General features: G+C 62.8%; 20 protein-coding genes, 1 tRNA gene and 2 pseudogenes. 10 read left to right on the top strand and 13 right to left on the bottom strand.

Annotation, left to right across the window (positions count from 1 at the left end; all coding sequences use genetic code 11):
* Positions 1 to 7: 7 nt before the first annotated feature.
* The 3 genes from H9L14_RS06520 to H9L14_RS06530 all read right to left on the bottom strand — a co-directional run bounded on the left by H9L14_RS06520 (position 8) and on the right by H9L14_RS06530 (position 3,275).
* A tRNA-Ile gene (locus tag H9L14_RS06520) sits at positions 8 to 81 on the bottom strand.
* A gap of 44 nt (positions 82 to 125) precedes the next feature.
* A complete protein-coding gene (locus H9L14_RS06525) occupies positions 126 to 1,784 on the bottom strand; it encodes a HAMP domain-containing histidine kinase (RefSeq protein WP_187709671.1) in 1,659 nt (552 codons plus the stop codon).
* A 171-nt stretch (positions 1,785 to 1,955) separates the two neighbouring features.
* Positions 1,956 to 3,275, bottom strand: a complete 1,320-nt coding sequence (locus tag H9L14_RS06530) for a tetratricopeptide repeat protein (protein WP_187709672.1) — start codon at positions 3,273 to 3,275, stop codon at positions 1,956 to 1,958.
* 431 nt (positions 3,276 to 3,706) lie between these two features.
* Between H9L14_RS06530 and gyrA the strand changes: the two genes are divergently transcribed.
* The 3 genes from gyrA (at position 3,707) to H9L14_RS06545 (ending at position 7,479) form a co-directional block, all read left to right on the top strand.
* Positions 3,707 to 6,517: a DNA gyrase subunit A gene (gene gyrA, locus H9L14_RS06535; RefSeq protein ID WP_246444523.1), complete on the top strand. Its 2,811-nt coding sequence runs from the start codon at positions 3,707 to 3,709 to the stop codon at positions 6,515 to 6,517.
* Between the two features lie 90 nt (positions 6,518 to 6,607).
* Positions 6,608 to 7,081: a host attachment family protein gene (locus tag H9L14_RS06540; protein ID WP_187709673.1), complete on the top strand. Its 474-nt coding sequence runs from the start codon at positions 6,608 to 6,610 to the stop codon at positions 7,079 to 7,081.
* 134 nt (positions 7,082 to 7,215) lie between these two features.
* The gene (locus tag H9L14_RS06545) at positions 7,216 to 7,479 is read left to right on the top strand and encodes a hypothetical protein (protein WP_187709674.1); all 264 of its coding nucleotides are present in this window, start codon (positions 7,216 to 7,218) and stop codon (positions 7,477 to 7,479) included.
* A 15-nt stretch (positions 7,480 to 7,494) separates the two neighbouring features.
* Here the strand turns inward: H9L14_RS06545 and H9L14_RS06550 are convergent, their stop codons facing one another.
* On the bottom strand, positions 7,495 to 7,926 hold the full coding sequence (locus tag H9L14_RS06550; RefSeq protein WP_187709888.1) for a DUF488 domain-containing protein: 432 nt from the start codon (positions 7,924 to 7,926) through the stop codon (positions 7,495 to 7,497).
* 41 nt (positions 7,927 to 7,967) lie between these two features.
* Here H9L14_RS06550 and trmFO point away from each other — a divergent pair.
* Positions 7,968 to 9,298: pseudogene (gene trmFO, locus H9L14_RS06555) on the top strand (methylenetetrahydrofolate--tRNA-(uracil(54)-C(5))-methyltransferase (FADH(2)-oxidizing) TrmFO).
* Here trmFO and H9L14_RS06560 read toward each other — a convergent pair.
* The 7 genes and pseudogenes from H9L14_RS06560 to eno all read right to left on the bottom strand — a co-directional run bounded on the left by H9L14_RS06560 (position 9,295) and on the right by eno (position 15,138).
* Positions 9,295 to 9,714, bottom strand: coding sequence for a BLUF domain-containing protein (locus H9L14_RS06560; RefSeq protein ID WP_187709675.1), 420 nt, complete (start codon positions 9,712 to 9,714; stop codon positions 9,295 to 9,297). The pseudogene trmFO and the gene H9L14_RS06560 sit on opposite strands and share 4 nt — an antisense overlap.
* Positions 9,715 to 9,774: 60 nt before the next feature.
* Complete coding sequence (locus H9L14_RS06565) at positions 9,775 to 10,080, bottom strand: EF-hand domain-containing protein (RefSeq protein WP_246444526.1); 306 nt, start codon at positions 10,078 to 10,080, stop codon at positions 9,775 to 9,777.
* 195 nt (positions 10,081 to 10,275) lie between these two features.
* Positions 10,276 to 10,881: an isoprenoid biosynthesis enzyme family protein gene (locus tag H9L14_RS06570; RefSeq protein ID WP_187709676.1), complete on the bottom strand. Its 606-nt coding sequence runs from the start codon at positions 10,879 to 10,881 to the stop codon at positions 10,276 to 10,278.
* Between the two features lie 40 nt (positions 10,882 to 10,921).
* Positions 10,922 to 12,331, bottom strand: coding sequence for a pyruvate dehydrogenase complex E1 component subunit beta (locus H9L14_RS06575; protein WP_187709677.1), 1,410 nt, complete (start codon positions 12,329 to 12,331; stop codon positions 10,922 to 10,924).
* On the bottom strand, positions 12,331 to 13,386 hold the full coding sequence (pdhA, locus tag H9L14_RS06580) for a pyruvate dehydrogenase (acetyl-transferring) E1 component subunit alpha (RefSeq protein WP_246444528.1): 1,056 nt from the start codon (positions 13,384 to 13,386) through the stop codon (positions 12,331 to 12,333). The genes H9L14_RS06575 and pdhA overlap by 1 nt, the downstream gene beginning before the upstream one ends.
* A gap of 83 nt (positions 13,387 to 13,469) precedes the next feature.
* Entirely contained in the window at positions 13,470 to 13,781 is a 312-nt protein-coding gene (locus tag H9L14_RS06585; RefSeq protein WP_187709678.1) for an FtsB family cell division protein, read from the bottom strand.
* A gap of 68 nt (positions 13,782 to 13,849) precedes the next feature.
* Positions 13,850 to 15,138 (bottom strand): annotated as a pseudogene (gene eno / locus H9L14_RS06590) (phosphopyruvate hydratase).
* 139 nt (positions 15,139 to 15,277) lie between these two features.
* On the opposite strand from eno, the gene H9L14_RS06595 reads away from it, so the two are divergent.
* The 6 genes from H9L14_RS06595 to H9L14_RS06615 are packed head-to-tail and all read left to right on the top strand — an operon-like array spanning position 15,278 to position 17,243.
* On the top strand, positions 15,278 to 15,673 hold the full coding sequence (locus H9L14_RS06595) for a hypothetical protein (protein WP_187709679.1): 396 nt from the start codon (positions 15,278 to 15,280) through the stop codon (positions 15,671 to 15,673).
* Positions 15,670 to 15,801 (top strand): hypothetical protein, encoded by a 132-nt coding sequence (locus H9L14_RS16590; protein WP_281389440.1) that lies wholly within the window; start codon positions 15,670 to 15,672, stop codon positions 15,799 to 15,801. Before H9L14_RS06595 ends, H9L14_RS16590 begins: the two co-directional genes overlap by 4 nt.
* Positions 15,802 to 15,814: 13 nt before the next feature.
* Positions 15,815 to 16,168, top strand: coding sequence for a phage holin family protein (locus tag H9L14_RS06600; RefSeq protein ID WP_187709680.1), 354 nt, complete (start codon positions 15,815 to 15,817; stop codon positions 16,166 to 16,168).
* The gene (locus tag H9L14_RS06605) at positions 16,165 to 16,533 is read left to right on the top strand and encodes a DUF3618 domain-containing protein (RefSeq protein WP_187709681.1); all 369 of its coding nucleotides are present in this window, start codon (positions 16,165 to 16,167) and stop codon (positions 16,531 to 16,533) included. Before H9L14_RS06600 ends, H9L14_RS06605 begins: the two co-directional genes overlap by 4 nt.
* Positions 16,530 to 16,955, top strand: a complete 426-nt coding sequence (locus H9L14_RS06610; RefSeq protein WP_187709682.1) for a hypothetical protein — start codon at positions 16,530 to 16,532, stop codon at positions 16,953 to 16,955. Before H9L14_RS06605 ends, H9L14_RS06610 begins: the two co-directional genes overlap by 4 nt.
* Positions 16,956 to 17,006: 51 nt before the next feature.
* A complete protein-coding gene (locus tag H9L14_RS06615; RefSeq protein WP_187709683.1) occupies positions 17,007 to 17,243 on the top strand; it encodes a DUF4170 domain-containing protein in 237 nt (78 codons plus the stop codon).
* Here H9L14_RS06615 and H9L14_RS06620 read toward each other — a convergent pair.
* Together H9L14_RS06620 and greA are read right to left on the bottom strand one after the other, a co-directional pair.
* Positions 17,240 to 17,866 carry a rhomboid family intramembrane serine protease gene (locus H9L14_RS06620; RefSeq protein ID WP_187709684.1) on the bottom strand — a complete coding sequence of 209 codons (627 nt, stop codon included), beginning with the start codon at positions 17,864 to 17,866 and terminating at the stop codon, positions 17,240 to 17,242. The two genes, H9L14_RS06615 and H9L14_RS06620, sit on opposite strands and share 4 nt — an antisense overlap.
* Before the next feature lie 14 nt (positions 17,867 to 17,880).
* On the bottom strand, positions 17,881 to 18,360 hold the full coding sequence (gene greA, locus H9L14_RS06625) for a transcription elongation factor GreA (RefSeq protein ID WP_187709685.1): 480 nt from the start codon (positions 18,358 to 18,360) through the stop codon (positions 17,881 to 17,883).
* Between the last annotated feature and the right edge of the window lie 41 nt (positions 18,361 to 18,401).

An 18,401-nucleotide genomic window follows, 5' to 3' on the forward strand; every position in this document is an offset into this window, starting at 1 on the left:
TCGGGTTTGGTGGGCCCGGAGGGATTCGAACCCCAACCTAGCCGTTATGAGCGGCCGGCTCTACCGTTGAGCTACAGGCCCTCCCCGGTTCAGAAGCGTTAGCCCCCGCCCGCATTGGGCGCAAGCTAGGTCCTGCGCCGGGGTAGAACCAGCGCCAGCTTGTCGCCGGCGACCCGGAGATCGCCGCCAGCGGTCTGCGCGATTCCGCGTGCCAGCTTCAGCGAAAAGCTGCTGGCGAGCACGTCCGCACTGTCGGAACTTCGTCCGAACAATTGCGCGTCACTAAGGCCGCTCAGGGACTGCGGACGGTTCATGGTAACGAGGCATTGCCCGACGTCGCAATCGACCGCGATCGAGAGGCGCTCGCGAGACGAAGCTACATCGACAAGCGCGAAACAGAATCGCCGCATCAAGCGCTCGAGCACGGCGCGGTCGAGCGAACAGATCGCCGGTGCACGTGAGGTCGTGACCGCGAGTGCTGCTCCACGCTCGCCTGCCCGTTCCTTCAACTCGGGCGTCAACTCCGTGAGCAACTCGTTTAGGTCGGTCGACGTATCCGAGAATGCGGACGACGAACGTAGCTGCGCGGCAACATCAAGATCCTCGATCGCCGAAAGTAGCAACCGCGCCTGGCTGACGATCTCGGCGGCGCGCTCGCGATAACTGTGATCGGCGGGGCCAAGATACTGGCCGTCGATGATCTCTGCGAACCCGATGATCGCGTTCAGGGGCGTCCTGAGCTCATGAATCAACTCGCGCAGGGCGTCTTCGTCGAGCGGCTCCTCATCAGCTTCGGCCGACGGCTGTTCCTCCTCGTCCGTGTCGGCCGAACGGATCCCAACGCCGCGGTAGCCGGCAAATCGGCCGTCTGCCGGTTCGAATGCCGGCACACCACTAAGCTTCCAGTCACCGGCGGCGGGTCCGTCCCCCGAGACGGTCAGCATCGCGTCGCGAAAGGGCGCCCTCACGGCGAAGGCACGCTGGATCCGCTGGTCTACGCCATTGTGCTCGCCCGGGTTTGCGAGGGACCGTCCGATCAAGGGTCCGCGCGGAACCCCCTCGACCCAGGCGATTTCGCCGGATGGTCCGCATTCCCAACGAAACAGGGGCGCAGCGCCAAATCCGGAGCTTGCAACGAAGGCGGGCTGCGGACGCGCTTGAGGCTGTGGGCGAACGACGTGCCGCTCCTGCCGCAGATGCTCGATCCGCGCGAGGACTTCGCTGATCGATGGAATGGGCCCGCTCGGCGCCGCCGGAGCTGCCGGAGGTGGCGTCGGCTCAGCCTCCGGTTCCTGCTCCGGCTGCGGTTCTGGTGGCGTTGCTGTTGCCGGCTCGGTTCTACGCTCGGGCTCAGGCACGGCAACGACCGCCTCTGCCGGCGGCGCTGCAGCAAGCGCCCAGGCGGACAGATCGGGATAGAGCGACGCGATGAACCGGCGGCTATCTGGGCTCGCTGTTGCAAGGGCGTCCCGCCATTGCGACGGCTGGAGCGAAGACGCCGACAACACCGGCGCGGCGACTGCAAGATTGTCGGCAGCAAAGACGATCACCAGTGGCAGCGGCAAGTGTGGACCAGCGACCGAGCGCGCAGCGGCAGCCCGCAATTGCGGATCGATCAGGGCTGCTTGCGCGAGGACTTCCTCGAGCGCTCTTTGAGCGGACGGCGAAGAGAGATCGTTCGAGCGGGCAAGCAACTCCACCAACTGACGCCAGCGGACGGCGCGGTCGTGCGGGTTGGCTGCAGGCTGTGCCAACACGGTATCCAGGCGATCATCGAACCGCACCGCTTACATCCGCTTCCTTCAAGATCGGTCGATGCACCGTTCACGTGGTGCACAGTCCTAAGGAAGAGGCTGATGCTTAACTATCCCGAAATGGCACAGGCCTAAACGCAGAAAGAACAAACGAAAAAGGGCGCCCGGAGCCGGACGCCCTCTCCCGAAACTCAACGTGGCTTAAGCCAGCGTCGAGACGTAGGTCAGCCAGTATTTGGCAATTTCGGCGCGCGGTCCGGTCACGGCATTGAGAGCTGCGGTTGCACCCGCCTTGTCGCCCGCCCTGGCCAAAGCCATTCCCAGGTGGAGATTGATCATGTTCGCATCGGCACCCGGCTTCTTGAGCGCGGCCCGGAAGATCTCGGCCGCCTTTGCATATTCGCCATAGCCATAAAGGAGGTCGCCGTTCGCAAGCGCCGCCTTGGCGGTCGGAGCGTTAAGGCCTTTCGTGGCCGCCGCGCCGAGAGTCGCAGCTTCGCCGGCCGACTTCGCCTTGGCCTGCTCCATTTCCTCCTTGAAGGGCGACTTGCTGAGATCGACGAGCTTCGCAGCAGCGCCCTCCTCGAGAACGAGCTTCGCCTCGCCTGGATAGCCCTTGCTAAGAGCCAGATAGGCGTAGCGGTCGTAATCGCCGTCGTCCTTCATCGCCTTGGCGGCGCGGGTCAGACGGAAGAGGTCAAGAGTCGCGGCCTCGTCGGTGTTGTTGAGGTTGCGATAGATGCGAATCGCATCGCTCCAGTTCGCAGCCGTCGGATAAGCGGCCACCCACTGCCGGCTGATTTCCGCAGTTACCGGGAGCTTCGCCTTGTAAGCGACTGAAATCGTGCGTTTGTAGAGATCTTCAGGCGCTTTGGCTCCGTTCGCGCTCTGCTGGGCAATCGCCTGGCGAAGCGTTGCTACGGCGTCTGCCGGATTGCCGCCGATCGAGCGGGCCTGTGCGAGCAGCGGAATGATCTCCTGGTTACCCGGCTCTAGCTGCTGGACCTTCTCGAAGGCGGCGATCGCCTGCGGGAACTGCTTTAGGTTGTAGCGGGTCTTGCCGAGGTTGAGATAGGCGTTGGACATCTGCCCCTGGTCCAGCATCCCCGAAGAAATCAACGCTTCAAGCGCGGTCGCCAGCTCGGCGTCGTTCTTCGTCGCGACAGCCGCCTTCAGCTGCGCCTGAGAAGCCAGGTAATGCTCTTCCTTGGTCTGCGCCGCTGCGTGCGCGGCGGCGACCTTGGCCGGAAGCGTTGCGGTATCGTTTGCTTCGACAGCCGTGACCAGGTCCTGGTAGGCCTTGGCGAATGCCGCCGAGATCTTGATCTTCTTGTCGCCTAGCGTGACAGTCGCGCTGCCCTTAGGCGCCTTCTCCTGCTTTTCTGCCGCCTTTTCGCTGCGGCTTTGAGGATCCGTCGTCTGCGGTCCTCCCCCACCATAATCGCGCTGCGCCTGCGCGCCGGTTGCAAGGACTGTCGAAGCGGCAAGGGCAATGCCAAGCGTTTTGATCGTTGATTTCACTGTTGGTCTCCCGCGCGCCCTACATGGCGCTTCCCGAATGTGGTGCCGGCGCAATAAACTCCGCCGATTGGATCGCCAAGCCGCTGCGAGATTCTGCCTGAACCGAATTTGAACTCGAGGCCGCGCCCGCGCGCTAACTTCTGATAACTACAAAGGTAATCGTGCATGCGGGTATCTATTGCACGGGGCTCGCCATCCCTTGGCATCGACACCTCAGGAATTGGCGGGTCCCACCCGACAAAGGCGATCCGGCATCCCTCCACTCTGCTGCCGGGTCGCCTTTTTCGCATGAATTAGCCTCGCGCGCGCCCGCGCGCGCACTGGTGCGAGGGTTCAAACTGGGCTAGGCCTCCCTATCTGGGGGGCAGCGCCGCGCAAAGCGGCGATTCTCCCTGCGTATTCGCATAAACAGAACCCACAGGATCTTTCACTTGGCCACCGAACCGCCGGCAGAACTTCCCGGCCAGACCGACGACATTGCGCCCATCTCCATCGTCGAGGAGATGAAGACCTCCTACCTCGATTACGCGATGAGCGTGATCGTGAGTCGCGCGCTTCCGGATGTGCGCGACGGCTTAAAGCCGGTCCACCGCCGAATCCTCTACGCCTGCCAAGAAGCGGGCTACGTAGCCGGGCGGCCGTATCGCAAATCGAGCCGCATCGTCGGTGACGTCATGGGTAAATATCACCCACACGGCGACAGCGCGATCTACGATGCTCTCGCCCGCATGGTACAGCCATGGTCGCTCCGCGTCCCCCTGATCGACGGTCAGGGCAACTTCGGCTCGATGGATCCCGATCCGCCAGCCGCCATGCGGTATACGGAAGCCCGGCTCGCCAAGGTCGCCAACTTCCTCCTCGCGGACATCGACAAGGACACTGTCGATTTCCAGCCGAACTATGATGCGTCGGAGCGAGAGCCGCAGGTCCTGCCGGCGCGCTTCCCGAACCTGCTCGTCAATGGCGCAGGCGGCATCGCCGTCGGCATGGCTACCAACATTCCGCCGCACAATCTCGGTGAAGTGCTGGCTGCCTGCCGCGCCTACATGGACGATCCGGCAATCACGTCCGAAGGCCTGATGGAACATGTAAAGGGCCCCGACTTCCCGACGGGCGCCTTCATTCTCGGCCAGGCCGGAATTCGCAGCGCATACACGACGGGCCGCGGCTCGATCATGATGCGCTCGCGTTACAAGATCGAAGAAGGCCGCAACGACCGCCGCTCGATCGTCCTCACCGAAATCCCGTACCAGGTCGGCAAGTCAGGTCTGGTCGAAAAGATCGCAGAAGCCGCCAAGGACAAGCGGATCGAGGGCATTTCGGACATCCGCGACGAGTCCAACCGCGAAGGCGTCCGGATCGTCATCGACCTGAAGCGCGACGCGACGCCGGACGTAGTCCTCAATCAACTCTGGCGGCACACGCCAGCGCAGTCGTCTTTCCCGGCGAACATGCTCGCGATCCGCGGCGGCCGCCCGGAAACTCTCGCGCTTCGCGACATTATCGAGAGCTTCGTCAAGTATCGCGAAGAGGTCATCACCCGCCGCTCGAAGTTCGAGCTGCTGAAGGCCCGCGAGCGCGCGCACATCTTGCTCGGCCTGGTTGTGGCCGTCACCAACCTCGACGAGGTGGTGAAGCTGATCCGCGGGTCGGCAAGCCCGGCGGAAGCGCGCGAAAAATTGCTCGACCGCAAATGGCCCGGCGCCGAAATCCGCCCTTACATTGCCTTGGTCGAAGCCGTCGAACCGCAGGGCAAGTCGGAGACGTACCAGCTCTCCGAAGCGCAGGTGAAAGCGATCCTCGAGCTTCGCCTGCACCGCCTAACCGCGCTCGGCCGCGACGAGATCGGCAATGAGCTTGCTGGGCTCGCGGACTCGATCGGCGAGCTGCTCGAAATCCTCGCCAATCGCGCCCGACTCTACGAGGTCATGCGCGAGGAATTCGACGAGGTCGAAGCCGAGTTTGCAACGCCGCGCATGAGCGAGCTCGCGCCCGCCGCCGACGGAATCGAAGACGAAGACCTCATCGAGGTCGAGGACATGGTCGTGACCGTGACCATGACCGGCTACATCAAGCGCACTCCGCTGGCATTGTTCCGCGAGCAGAAGCGTGGCGGCAAGGGCCGCGCTGGAATGCAGACGAAGGATGAGGATGCCGTGACGACCCTGTTCGTCACCTCGACTCACAATCCGGTACTGTTCTTCTCCAACCTAGGGCGCGTGTACCGAATGAAGGTGTGGCGCCTCCCGGAAGGCGGCCCGAATACGAAGGGCCGTCCGATGATCAACCTGCTGCCGCTTGCGGAAGGCGAGACCATCTCTACCGTGCTTCCTTTGCCCGAGGACGAGAACGAGTGGGGCGGCCTGCATATCATGTTCGCGACCGCGCACGGCACGGTGCGCCGCAACAGCATGGCGGCGTTCACGAACATCCCAACCGCCGGCAAGATCGCGATGCGCTTCGGCACTTCGGCGGTCGAAGGCGCGGACAACGGCGATGACAGCGAAGAGCAGTCCGACCTCTCCGACCGCCTCATCGGCGTTGAGCTTCTGACCGAGGAAGACGACGTCCTCCTCGCCACCCGCAACGGCAAAGCGATCCGCTTCAGGTCCACCGACGTCCGCGAATTCCAGTCACGCACCTCGACGGGCGTACGCGGCGTTCGACTGCTCGCCGGCGACGAGGTCATTTCAATGTCGATCCTCCACCGGGTCGGCACCACTCAGGAAGAACGCGAGGCCTACCTCAAGTGCCCGCCATGGCGTGACCGCGAGGACGTCGAATGCTCGCTACCCGCGGAGCGCGTGGCCGAAATGGCGGAGAAGGAACAGTTCATCCTCACCGTTACCGAGAACGGCTACGGCAAGCGTTCGTCCGCTTACGAGTACCGCCGCACCAACCGAGGCGGCCAGGGCATCACGAACATCGACACGTCCGAGCGTAATGGCCGCGTCGTCGCCAGCTTCCCGGCGCATACCGGCGAGCAACTCATGCTCATCACCGACCAGGGCAAGATGATCCGCACGACGGTCGGCGACATCCGGGTCATGGGCCGCAATACTCAGGGCGTGACCATCTTCCGCGTCGCCGAGAACGAGCACGTCGTCAGTGTCGCTCGCATCGATGAGAGCGACGAGGACGAGATTGAGCTTGACGCGGGCGACGAGAAAGCGCCGGAGGAAGGCGCCGTCGTGGGCGAGAGCGAGCTCGATCGCTCGGCCGATCCGGAACTTGGGGCGTAGCATCCGAACCCCGTAAGATTGCGGATGAACAGTAGGAACGACGGTGGGTTAGCTCGCGTTCGTTGTTGAAACGAAAGCAAGGAGAAATTCATGGCCCTTCCCCATCGCGCTCTGGTCCTTGTCGCCGACGGAAAGAAGGTTCTCTTCCTTCGCAATCACGGTGACCAGAACCAGATCGACCTGCGCACAGAATCCCACGATGCTCGCAAGGACCGCAAGGACAGCGACATCAAGACGGACGCGCCCGGCGCGACGAAGCAGAGTATGGGATTTGGCCGCGCTGCGATGGAGGAAACCGACTTTCACCAGCAGGAGGAAGACCGCTGGGTGAAGGACGCGGCGGACGAATTGAAGAAGCGCGCTCTCCGGAATGACTTCGATGCCCTGGCGGTCATCGCTCCACCTAAGGCGCTCGGTGTCCTCAAGAAGTGCCTCCACAAGGAAGTCCAGAAACGCATCGTCGTGACCATCAACAAGGAAATGACGGATCGCCCGATTCCCGACATCGAGGAGTTGCTCGTCGGCGAGGGAGCTCCCCGGCCTGAGGCTGTGGTGTATTGCTAATATATAGCACCTGATCCCATTCGCTCGTCCCGCCGCTGGCCGATTTGTCGGCCAATCCCCTGTGCTCGTCGAGTTGGCATGGTTCTTGAAGTGATCTCCCTGCAGCGCCCCGCTGCGCAAAAAGGGAGACAAGAATGACGATAATGACGACGATCGTAGCCGTCGCGCTTGGACTGGCGCCAATCGGCAAGGATGGGATCGTACAGCCGGTGAACGCGAAGGACGCGCATGAGATCGGCCGCTATTCCGAAACGGTGGACGATACCGGCACGACTCACCTGCAGGGCATCAATCGCCGGACCGGCGAAGTCTTCCACCTGACGGTCAACCCCTTTGGCCGCGTTGAAGGATCGGTCGGAAACTGGGTCGTAACATTTCAAGTCAGCGAGACTGCCTGACGTCCACAGAAATTGTCAGGCGAAGAGGTCCTCGATCTCCGCGTCCGGCGCCACGGCTTCGAGCAGCAGTGTGCGATGGCACGCTGCGGGATCGCGCTCATAACAAAGGAGAGCGCTCGGCTTCTCGCGGGAGAGGTCGAGCATCTTCCCACTCTCGGCTATCGCTTCGGGCAGCTCCAATTGTCCTGCGTAGATGCGTTTGAGCTCGTCTTTCCGACCCGCTCGCGCTGCGGCGCGCCCATCCGCGGGCGTCCCAAGGGCGCGCAGGTGGACATAGTCGATCCCCGCCTCGGCGAGCGCATTGCGCAATGGCGTCTTCGAAAAGCCGGGCCGCCGTGAATTGGGCACGGCCCTGATGTCTATGATCCGTTCGACGCCTGCTTTCTGAAGCGCCGCCAGGAATTCAGCGACCGTCGCGCCCTCATAGCCGATGGTGAAGATGCGCATGGCGGCTGGATAGCGCCTCACGGGACGACTAACAGCCCTCCATGTCCTTCGACATCCACATCATAGGCGGCGGGCTCGCCGGATCCGAAGCAGCCTGGCAGCTTGCCGAAGCGGGCCTCCGAGTCCGTCTTTCCGAGATGCGTGGCGGTGGCGCCATGACCCCGGCGCATGAAACCGATCGCTTTGCCGAGATGGTCTGCTCGAACAGCTTCCGCTCCGACGACGCCGAGAACAATGCCGTCGGCCTCCTTCACCAGGAGATGCGGGCGCTCGGCTCGCTGATCATGACCGCCGCCGAAAAACACCGCGTTCCCGCCGGCTCGGCCCTGGCCGTCGACCGCGAAGCCTTTGCTCTTGAAGTCACGCAAGCAATCGAAGGTCATCCGAACATCGAGATCGTCCGCGAGCGTATCGATGCGCTTCCCGATCATCCGACGATCATTGCGACCGGGCCGCTGACCGGGTCGAAGCTCGCCGAGGCGATCGCCGCCGAAACCGGCCAGGGTGCCCTTGCCTTCTTCGACGCCATCGCGCCCATCGTTCATCGCGACAGCATCGACATGGACATCTGTTGGATGGCCGCGCGGTGGGACAAGGGCGGCAAGGACTACATCAACTGCCCGCTGGACAAGGAGCAGTACGAAGCTTTCGTCCAGGCTCTTCGCGACGGAGAGAAGACCGAGTTCAAGGACTGGGAAAAGGACACCCCCTACTTCGAAGGCTGCATGCCGATCGAGGTGATGGCGGAGCGCGGTTTGGACACGCTTCGCTATGGCCCGATGAAGGGCGTCGGCCTCGATAATCCGCGAACGGGACGCTGGCCTTACGCCGTCGTCCAGCTTCGGCAGGACAATGCGCTCGGAACCCTATGGAACATGGTCGGATTCCAGACCAAGCTGAAGCATGGCGAACAGGTACGGATTTTCCGCACCATTCCGGGATTGGAGAATGCGGAGTTCGCACGGCTTGGCGGGATCCACCGCAACAGCTTCATCAATTCCCCTCGCCTGCTCGACGGCGAACTGCGCCTGAAGTCGAAGCCCAACATCCGCTTCGCCGGCCAGATCACCGGCTGCGAAGGCTATGTCGAAAGCGCCGCGATTGGATTGATCGCAGCACGTTTTGCCATCGCGGAACGGACGGGTGAAACGTTGCCTCCGCCACCTCCCGAGACGGCTCTGGGGCTCTCCTCGGTCACATCACCGGCGGCGCCGATGCCGAGAGTTTCCAGCCGATGAACATCAACTTCGGACTGATGCCTCCGCTCTCCGGGCGTCAGAAGAAGGCCGAGCGGAAGAAGGCCTACACCGACCGTGCGCGAGAGAAATTGGCCGGGTGGTTGGAGCGCGAGCCGGTCGCCGAGCCGGCCTAACTGGGGAACTCAATCGTCGAGATCAGCTCCGTCATCCGAAGCAAGCGCGCCCTGATCGCTTCGGGGACGGTCTCGGGCAGCCGCTCAGCAATTGCATCCCTGGCCTCGAAGAAGCTCGGGTTCACCTGAACCAGTTCCATACGCCAATCGGGAAAGCTCCGTCTCTCGATCTTGCGCTTGTCACGGATTTCGAAACCCGAATGACGACTATCCTTTCGCAGTCGATCGACCAGATCCTCAATCGCTTTTTCCGATCCCTCTATGATCTGGAGAAAATGCGTGCCGTTGAATACCAGCAATCCGGTTATCCCGTCGGCCGAATTTCTGGTTCTAGATACCTGGTGAATTTGGTCCAAATCGGAGGATTGAGGGTCGAGACGGGCAAGGCTTGTGTACGTCACCGAAGTCAACTGCATACCTGATCGCTAGCCGCATTTTTGCCAGTCTCAAGCGGTAACGTCGGGTTGAAGACATAATTAACACGAACAGCGCTTTTTCTTCGGCGGAAGGGCTGCCGTAGTCGCATATTCGGCCGCATTCAGCCATCCGGACCGGTCCTTGTCGGCCCCAGCGAACTTGTCGATCGTCTTCACGGCCCATTCGTCGAACGACAGCGAGCCGTTTCCGTTCTTGTCGATCTTGGCGGAGGCCTTGCGACGGCTTGCGAGCAGTTCCTCGCGCTCGATGCGCTCTTTCTTGTCCTTGTCGGCGCGAGAAGATCGCTTCTCCTCGCGGCTCTTGGCGGACGCTTCGGGCGGCGCGGGCAAGCTCGGCGCTTGCACGCCGGACGATGCCATTCGCGCTGGGGTGCAGGGGAAGCTGTGGCGCCTCGGCTCTGCCAGAAGAGGAAGGCTCCGGTCAGGGGTAGGAAACAGGCCGCAGCCCCGGTTAGGAAACGCGCTAATGCGGTTCTCCTTCAACATAAGGAGATTCGGCATGGCAAAACTTGCGTCGGGAACGGACGGTCTCAGCGGCGATTAAATGCGTCCTGTCAGCTGATGCCGAAGCATCGCCGCCAAACGCGGCGGTGAGCCCTCAATCTCGAACGGCGCGCCCTGCTTCAGGTCGCGCGTTGCAAGCTTGGCTAGGGCCGTCAAAGGGCGCAGGGGTTGCGGGAAGCGCTGCCTCACAAGGGCTGGCGCGTAGGTCTCGGCCTCATCCAGCAGTTCCAGAACGCCACGTCGGACGACTGAGACCAAAGCGTAAAGTGCACCCGCTTCAAGGGTCCGGGTTTCGTCGGCACCAAGCAACCGGGCCGCGAGGCGGAAAAGCTTTATCCCACGCTCCGCCACACGGGCCGCATCGACATGCTCCTCCAGCAGAGCCACCCAACCGTCTTCAAGTGCCGCCAACTCTGCACCGGTGACGTTCGCGGGGAGCAAATGTTCGGCAGCTGCCTGCAGTCGAGGCTCGGCCGGAGCCGGCCCAGTATCGAGTTCCGCCAGCCTGTCACGCCACCAGGCAAGCTTGATGGCGGCAAGCGCCGGCTGTGTCGCTCGCGCGACCACATCGCCCATCGCAGCATCGACCTGCCACAAGGCTTCGGTAGCCGCGCGAACCTCAGCAGGGACTTGACGGAGCATAAGCACGCGATCGCCACCGATCGCAGCCGCTAGCTCCTCGTCAGCGGTAACAGACAGCCTTTGCGGCCTCGACAACGTCCGACGCCTTGATCAGCGCCAATTTCTCAAGGTTGGCGGCATAGGGCAGCGGCACATCGACGTTGGTCACGCGCAACACCGGCGCATCAAGGTCGTCGAACCCTTCGGTCATCGCGATGGCGATGATCTCCGAGCTGATCGAGCAGGTCGGCCAGCCTTCTTCGACGACAATCATGCGGTTGGTACGCTTGAGGCTCTCCAGCACCGTCGCTTTATCGAGCGGTCGCAGAGTGCGGAGATCGATGACCTCGGCATTGATACCCTGCCCCATCAACTCCTGCGCGGCCTCCAGAGCGACACCGACGCCGATGGAATAGCTGACGATCGTAACGTCCTTGCCCGGACGAACGATGCGGGCCTTACCGATCGGAAGGACGTAATCGTCCATCTGCGGCACGTCGAAATGCTGGCCGTAGAGCAATTCATTCTCGAGGAAGACGACCGGATCTTCACTCCGAATCGCGGCCTTGAGCAGTCCCTTGGCGTCCGACGCACTGTACGGCGCGATGACGATCAGGCCGGGCACGCTCGCGTACCACGGGCCATAGTTCTGGCTGTGCTGGGCACCCACCCGCGCCGCGGCACCATTCGGGCCGCGGAACACGATCGGGCAGCGCATCTGGCCGCCGGACATGTAGTTCGTCTTCGCGGCCGAATTGATGATGTGGTCGATCGCCTGCATCGCGAAGTTGAAGGTCATGAACTCCACGATAGGACGAAGGCCGCCCATCGCGGCACCCGAACCGAGACCCGCGAAGCCATATTCCGTGATCGGCGTATCGATGACCCGCCTCGGACCGAACTCGTCGAGCAGGCCTTGCGTCACCTTGTAGGCGCCCTGGTACTGAGCGACTTCCTCGCCCATCACGAAGACGCGATCGTCCTTGCGCATCTCCTCCGCCATGGCGTCACGGAGGGCCTCGCGGACGGTCGTGCTGACCAGCGGCGTGCCTTCAAGGACTTCCGGCTCGTCGACGGTATTGGCAACGTCGGCGACCAGGTCGCGTGCTGCTGTCTCGAAGACGTGCGGCGTCGGGGTTGCTTCCTCTTTCTGCTCCGCGGGCTGCGGTGCCTGAGCAGCCGGCTCTTCGGCCTTCCCTGGCGCCGCAGGAGCATCGCTCACTGCCTCGCCATCCGCTGCGAGCAGAGCGATCGGCTGGCCGACCTTCACGCCGTCGGTGCCTTCTGGAACGAGGATCTTCGCGATCTTGCCCTCGTCGACAGCTTCGAATTCCATTGTGGCCTTGTCGGTCTCGATCTCCGCAAGAATATCGCCCGACTTCACGTCGTCGCCTTCTTTGACGAGCCACTTCGCAAGCGTGCCCTCTTCCATCGTCGGCGACAGCGCCGGCATCTTCAGCTCGGTCGCCATCAGTAGGTCTCCACCAGCACGTCGGTATGGAGCTCGCCAGGATCCGGCTCCGGCGCCTCTTCGGCGAACTTCGCGGCTTCGACAACGATGTCCTTGATCTCCTTGTCGATCGCCTTGAGCTCTTCCTCCTTCACGCCCATCGCCTCCAGTTCCTTGGAGACGCGGTCGATCGGATCGTGATGCTCGCGATAGTCCTGCACTTCCTCGCGTGACCGGTATTTGGCCGGGTCGGACATGGAGTGGCCGCGATAGCGATAGGTCAGGAATTCGATGATGATCGGGCCCTTGCCGGCGCGCGTCCATTCGAGCGCGACTTCGGCCGCGCCGCGAACCGCAAGCACGTCCATGCCGTCGACCTGGATACCCGGAATGCGAAAGCTCTCGCCGCGCTTGTAGAGCAAAGGCTCGGACGACGAGCGCTCGATGCTCGTGCCCATGGCGTACTTGTTGTTCTCGATCGCGTAGATGACCGGCAGGTCCCACAGCTGAGCCATGTTGAAGCTCTCGTAGACCTGGCCCTGATTGACCGCGCCATCGCCGAAATAGGTGAGGCAGACGCCGCCATCCTCGCTATACTTGTGCTTGAGTGCGAGGCCGGTCCCGAGCGATACCTGCGCGCCGACGATGCCGTGGCCGCCGTAGAAGCCATGCTCAACGCTGAACATGTGCATCGAGCCGCCCTTGCCCTTTGAAATGCCGGCGGCGCGTCCAGTCAGCTCGGCCATGATCACCTTCGGGTCGATGCCGTAAGCGAGCATATGTCCGTGGTCGCGATAGCCGGTGATCACACTGTCCTTGCCGACGGTCATCGCCGACTGGAGGCCGACAGCGACGGCTTCCTGGCCGATGTAAAGGTGGCAGAAACCGCCGATCAGGCCGAGGCCGTAAAGCTGGCCCGCGCGCTCCTCGAAGCGGCGGATGAGCAGCATCTCGCGGTAGAATTGTAGAAGCTCGTCCTTGGTCGCTTTGTAGCGCTTGGGCTCCGCGGGGCGTTCCCTGTTCGGGATTTGCGGTGCTGCGCTTGCAGCGGCTTTGGTCTTCGCGGAACGCGCCACGTCTATCCCTCTTTATCGCGCTAATGGAATGAGCGGCGCGTCTATAGGTTGCACCGCTTCAGGCGGCAATGGCAGCCGTAGCGTCAATCGAGCGGGACGATAACCTCATCGGGCCGGACAAGCCCGAGGTCGCGGCGCACGAGTTCGTCGGCCATGTCCGGGTCTGCCTTGCGGGGATCCAACAGTGCCGAACGATGGCGCAGCTGCTGCTTTTGGGCCTCAAGTTGTGCCAACTCTAGCTTTCGGGCCTGAAGGTCGCGGTGATAGCCGCCCCAGGCGAGCAGGCCGTTGGGTCCGGCAACCGCATAGCCGGCAAAATTACCGACCACGATCAGCGCAAGCGCGGGCCAAAACGCCCGACGCATCAACCCGAAACTGCGAGCAGCACCCCCCATAAGTTCTAAGAATCACGATGGAGTCATGAAGGCAAGGAAAAAGAGCCCTTTGGGGATAATGCTGTGGATTATGCGGACTTGTATGCCTTCAGGGCCGCAATTCCTGGATATCGGGCCGAATCACCCAACTCTTCTTCGATCCGGAGCAGCTGGTTGTACTTCGCGGTCCGGTCGGACCGCGCAAGGCTGCCCGTCTTGATCTGCCCGCAGGCCAAGGCGACCGCGAGATCGGCGATCGTCGAATCCTCGGTTTCGCCCGACCGGTGTGACATGACCGCCGTATAGCCGGAGGTCTGGGCCAGCCGCACCGCGTTGATGGTCTCGGTCAGTGTGCCGATCTGGTTGACCTTTACCAGGATCGAGTTTGCAAGCCCGTTTTCAATGCCTTGCGAAAGTCTCTTCTCATTCGTTACGAAGAGATCGTCGCCCACGACTTGCACATGGTCGCCCACCATGTCGGTCAGGATTTTCCATCCCTCCAGGTCGTCTTCTCCCATCCCGTCCTCGATCGACGCGATCGGATAGGCGTCCACGAGCTCGGCGAGATAGCTTGCCATTTCGATCGGCGAGAGGCTTCGGCCTTCGCCTTCCAGTTCGTACTTACCGTTCTTGAAGAACTCGGTCGAAGCGCAATCAAGAGCGAGAACGACGTCGCTTCCGGCCTTGTATCCGGCGCTTTCCACCGACCTGAGGATAAAATCGAGCGCTTCACGGGCCGAAGCAATGTTCGGAGCGAATCCGCCCTCGTCCCCAACGGACGTCGCGAGGCCCGCCTTGGCCAGCGCAGACTTCAGCGAGTGAAAGATCTCGGTGCCGCAACGCAGGGCCTCCGAAAAGGTCGGAGCGCCGACCGGCATGACCATGAATTCCTGGAAATCTATCGGATTGTCCGCGTGGGCGCCGCCATTGAGGATGTTCATCATCGGCACCGGAAGCACGTCGGCGCTTACTCCACCGACATAGCGATAAAGCGGCGTCCCGAGCGCATCCGCCGCAGCCTTTGCGGCTGCCAAGCTTACGCCAAGGATCGCATTGGCGCCGAGCCGGGACTTGTTCGGAGTGCCATCGAGGTCGATCAAGGTTCGGTCCAGCTCCGCCTGCTCTTCGGCATCCAGGCCGAGCACCGCGTTAGCAATCTCGTCGTTGACGGCCCGGACCGCCTTTTCGACACCTTTCCCGCCCCAGCGGCTCTTGTCGCCGTCGCGAAGCTCCACCGCCTCGTGCGCCCCGTAGAGGCGCCGGATGGGACCGCGGCACGGCCCATGCTTCCGTCTTCGAGCGTGACGTCAACTTCCACGGTTGGGTTTCCGCGGCTGTCGAGGATCTGGCGGGCGTGGACGTCGACGATCGCAGTCATGGCAATCCTTCTTGCGCAGGCGTAATGATTTTGGTGTGCGCAGCACCTATAGGCGGCGCGCCGGAGCGTGCAACTTTCGCTTCAGCAGTCAGGAACGACGGTAACGGTTCAGGGTTGAGGAAGGACAAGGAGACTCGCCATGGGTGACGACAGAACCGACCTTCCCGAAGGCACCGACACGATACTTGCGGGCGCATCGAATACGGACGACACCACGAACGTGGATACAACGGAGACAGGCCTGGTGACTGAAACGAGAACTCCCGCAACTCGAAGCAATCCGGACCTGCGGAAGCGCATTCGGGAGGGCGGAGAGCGGCTTTCCACGGAAGCAACCGATCGCGCCCGCGGCCTTGTCAGCCAGGGACTCGAACGTTCGGCCGAAGCCCTTGCAAACGTCAGCAAGCTGGTCGGCGACACCGCGGACGGCCTCGATGAACGGCTCGGCCAGGAATATGGCGACTACGCTCGCCGCGCCGCAACAGCGATCGAAGATACGGCCAACAAGATCGCATCCAAGAACCCGATGAATTGATCGAGGACACCCGCGACTTCGTTCGCAACAGTCCCGGACTCGCCGTTGCGGGAGCCGCAATCGTCGGCTTCGTCGTCGCTCGGCTGCTCAAGTCCGGACTGAACCGCGACGAGGAAGACGATAGCTAGGGGCGAACCGGACTTGCTGAAGCCGCCCAACGAACCCGAAGGAGCGACGGGCGACAATGAGCGCCCGATTGGCGAGCTCGTCCACGAACTGATCGAGGACGGCAAGGCCTATGCACGGGCAGAGGCGGAGGTGATCAGGGCGATCGCCACCGCGAAGGCCAATGCGCTGAAAATCCCGTCCATCATGTTCGGGATGGCGTTCCTACTTGCGTTGGCGGCGATCGCCGCCCTCGCCGTCGGCGTGGCTATGGGTCTCGCTACATTGATCGGACCGCTAGCCGGCGGAATTGTCGCTTTCCTCCTTTTGGCGGCCGTTGCCGGCGGCCTCGGCTGGTACGGCGCCAAGCGTTTGCGGGAGGATCTATGACCCGCGAATTGCCGGAAGTGACTGCCGCCAAGCTCGAAGCGGAGCGCGCCCGCTTGCAACTGATGAGCACGGCCAATCGCCTCCAGGCGCGGATGAGTCCCGGCACGCTTGCTTCCAACGCTTGGCATGATGCGAAGAACAAGGGCGCGGATCTCGCGGAAAATGCAGTCGACGCAGTTCGCAAGCGACCTGTCGCCGCGACAGGCGTTGTCGCCGCAATTGCCTTGTTCCTCGCCCGCGAACCGCTGATGGATCTCGCAGGAAAGGTGGCCAACGGCGTGAAGCGCAAAGTGCCGAAGACAACCCAGCCAAAGCCAAGACCAAAGCCTAGGACACGAACCAAATCCACGGAGAATCCCGTATGACCGAGAATCGCAATTCCAATCGGGACGAAGCTCGCCACTCAACGCCCCGCCAGCGGGCAATTGAGGCCTATGGCAACGCCCGCGACCGGGTCTCGAACGCCGGACGCCGCGCAGGCGAGACGATCGAAGAAGCTCCGCTGATCGTGCTGGCCGCCGGGCTGGCTGCGGGTGCGGCCATCGCCGCACTGCTTCCGCGCACCCGGGCGGAGGATAAGCTCGTCAAACCGGTGGCCGATCGTGCGCGGGAAACCGCCCGCACTGCGGTCCAGGCTGCCAAGGATGCCGGTCAGGACCGGCTCGATGAGCTCGGCCTCACGCGTCAGAAGGGATCAGACGTCATCCGTTCAATCCTCGAGGGCGCGGGCGACGCTGCGAAAGCTTCGGCGCAGGCGGCGCTGGGCACTGTCCGACGCGGCGAATGATCGTCCGAGAGCCGGTTCGCATGGCCTTAGAATCCTGCTAGCGGGCGCGCCATGAGCAAGCTTCATCTCGTTTTCGGAGGCCGCGTTAAGGACCCGCGCGGCCTGGACTTCGTCGATCTCGACCACATCGACTTCGTCGGCCTTTTCCAGAGCTATACCGAAGCCGAAGAGGCCTGGCGCGGCCGGGCCCAGCGGACCGTGGACGACGCGGAAATGAAGTATGTCGTCGTCCACCTACACCGGCTGCTCGAGCCGGAGAGCGACAGCGGCACCGCCTCGGCCGCCTAGGCGTTCCTGTACCGCCAGATCAGCAAGGGACGCTGCAGAAGCAGACCGGCCACGAAGCCGCCAATGTGTGCGGGCGTCGCGAGCAGGAACCCCTGCGTGCCGGCGAGTAACCCGGTCATGACCTGAAGCACGACCCAGGCAGCGAGCAGCCATAAGGCATTCAACGATCGGTTGAGAGCCGCCGAGCTGACGATCTTCTTTTGCTGGCCGAAGCTGAGCGCGAACGCGCCGATAATCGCGCTGATCGCACCGCTGGCACCAATCATTGGCGTCGCCGAGGCCGGATCGACCAGCCACTGCGCGATGGCGGCCGTGTAGGCACCGACTGCATAGAGGAAGACCAAAGGTCCCGGACCGAGAATGCGCTCGACCTGCGTTCCGCACCATACGAGCATCAGCATGTTGAGGGCCAGATGAAGCCCACCGCCGTGCACCAGAGTTGACGTCAATGGCGTCAACCAGGCGGGAACAGCCGGCGTGAGGTCGATCAGGCCGCTTAGACGGGCCGGGATCACGCCCATTATCACCGCTGCCCGGCTGTCTGCACCGAGCAGGGCCGTGAGCAGCCATGCGATGGCCGTCACGACGGTGATAGTGACGGTTGCGGTGCGTGGTAGGCGCATCAGCGCGTCACGGCCTAGATGAACTCGATCTTCTTGATCTCGTAGTAGCGGTCACCCGACGGCGTCGACACTTCCACTTCCTCACCCTTGTGGCGGCCGATCAAAGCGCGGCCGAGGGGAGAATTGTAGCTGATGCGGCCATCCTTCGCGTCGGCCTCGACCTGGCCAACGAGCTGGTAGCGAACTTTCTTCTCGTCCTCGTCCAGCAGGGTGACGGTGGCGCCGAACACCACCTTGTCGCCCGAAAGCGTGGTCGGATCGATCACCATCGCGCGGCTCAGCTGGTCGTCGATGTCGGCGATCATCGCCTCGATCTGACCCTGACGCTCCTTCGCCGCGTGATATTCTGCGTTCTCGGACAGGTCGCCATGCGCGCGAGCGGCTTCAATCGCCTCGACGACCGCCGGGCGCTCGACCGTTTTCAGGTGCCGCACCTGCTCGCTGAGCTTGCGGTGGCCCTCGGCCAGCATCGGGACCTTTTCGGCAGTCGCCATGTCAATGGCCTTCCTCTTCAAAACGCCGCCTGCCGCGCCCT

The organism is Sphingomonas sediminicola (genome assembly GCF_014489515.1).
GTDB lineage: Bacteria > Pseudomonadota > Alphaproteobacteria > Sphingomonadales > Sphingomonadaceae > Sphingomicrobium > Sphingomicrobium sediminicola.

Excerpts from the sequence above, each read along its gene's own strand:
- H9L14_RS06540 (WP_187709673.1), top strand. The coding sequence starts at position 6,608 with ATGGCCCTTCCCCATCGCGCTCTGGTCCTTGTCGCCGACGGAAAGAAG.
- H9L14_RS06545 (WP_187709674.1), top strand. The coding sequence starts at position 7,216 with ATGACGATAATGACGACGATCGTAGCCGTCGCGCTTGGACTGGCGCCA.
- H9L14_RS06550 (WP_187709888.1), bottom strand. The coding sequence starts at position 7,926 with ATGCGCATCTTCACCATCGGCTATGAGGGCGCGACGGTCGCTGAATTC.
- H9L14_RS06560 (WP_187709675.1), bottom strand. The coding sequence starts at position 9,714 with ATGCAGTTGACTTCGGTGACGTACACAAGCCTTGCCCGTCTCGACCCT.
- H9L14_RS06570 (WP_187709676.1), bottom strand. The coding sequence starts at position 10,881 with ATGCTCCGTCAAGTCCCTGCTGAGGTTCGCGCGGCTACCGAAGCCTTG.
- H9L14_RS06575 (WP_187709677.1), bottom strand. The coding sequence starts at position 12,331 with ATGGCGACCGAGCTGAAGATGCCGGCGCTGTCGCCGACGATGGAAGAG.
- H9L14_RS06585 (WP_187709678.1), bottom strand. The coding sequence starts at position 13,781 with ATGGGGGGTGCTGCTCGCAGTTTCGGGTTGATGCGTCGGGCGTTTTGG.
- H9L14_RS06595 (WP_187709679.1), top strand. The coding sequence starts at position 15,278 with ATGGGTGACGACAGAACCGACCTTCCCGAAGGCACCGACACGATACTT.
- H9L14_RS06605 (WP_187709681.1), top strand. The coding sequence starts at position 16,165 with ATGACCCGCGAATTGCCGGAAGTGACTGCCGCCAAGCTCGAAGCGGAG.
- H9L14_RS06610 (WP_187709682.1), top strand. The coding sequence starts at position 16,530 with ATGACCGAGAATCGCAATTCCAATCGGGACGAAGCTCGCCACTCAACG.
- H9L14_RS06615 (WP_187709683.1), top strand. The coding sequence starts at position 17,007 with ATGAGCAAGCTTCATCTCGTTTTCGGAGGCCGCGTTAAGGACCCGCGC.
- H9L14_RS06620 (WP_187709684.1), bottom strand. The coding sequence starts at position 17,866 with ATGCGCCTACCACGCACCGCAACCGTCACTATCACCGTCGTGACGGCC.
- greA (WP_187709685.1), bottom strand. The coding sequence starts at position 18,360 with ATGGCGACTGCCGAAAAGGTCCCGATGCTGGCCGAGGGCCACCGCAAG.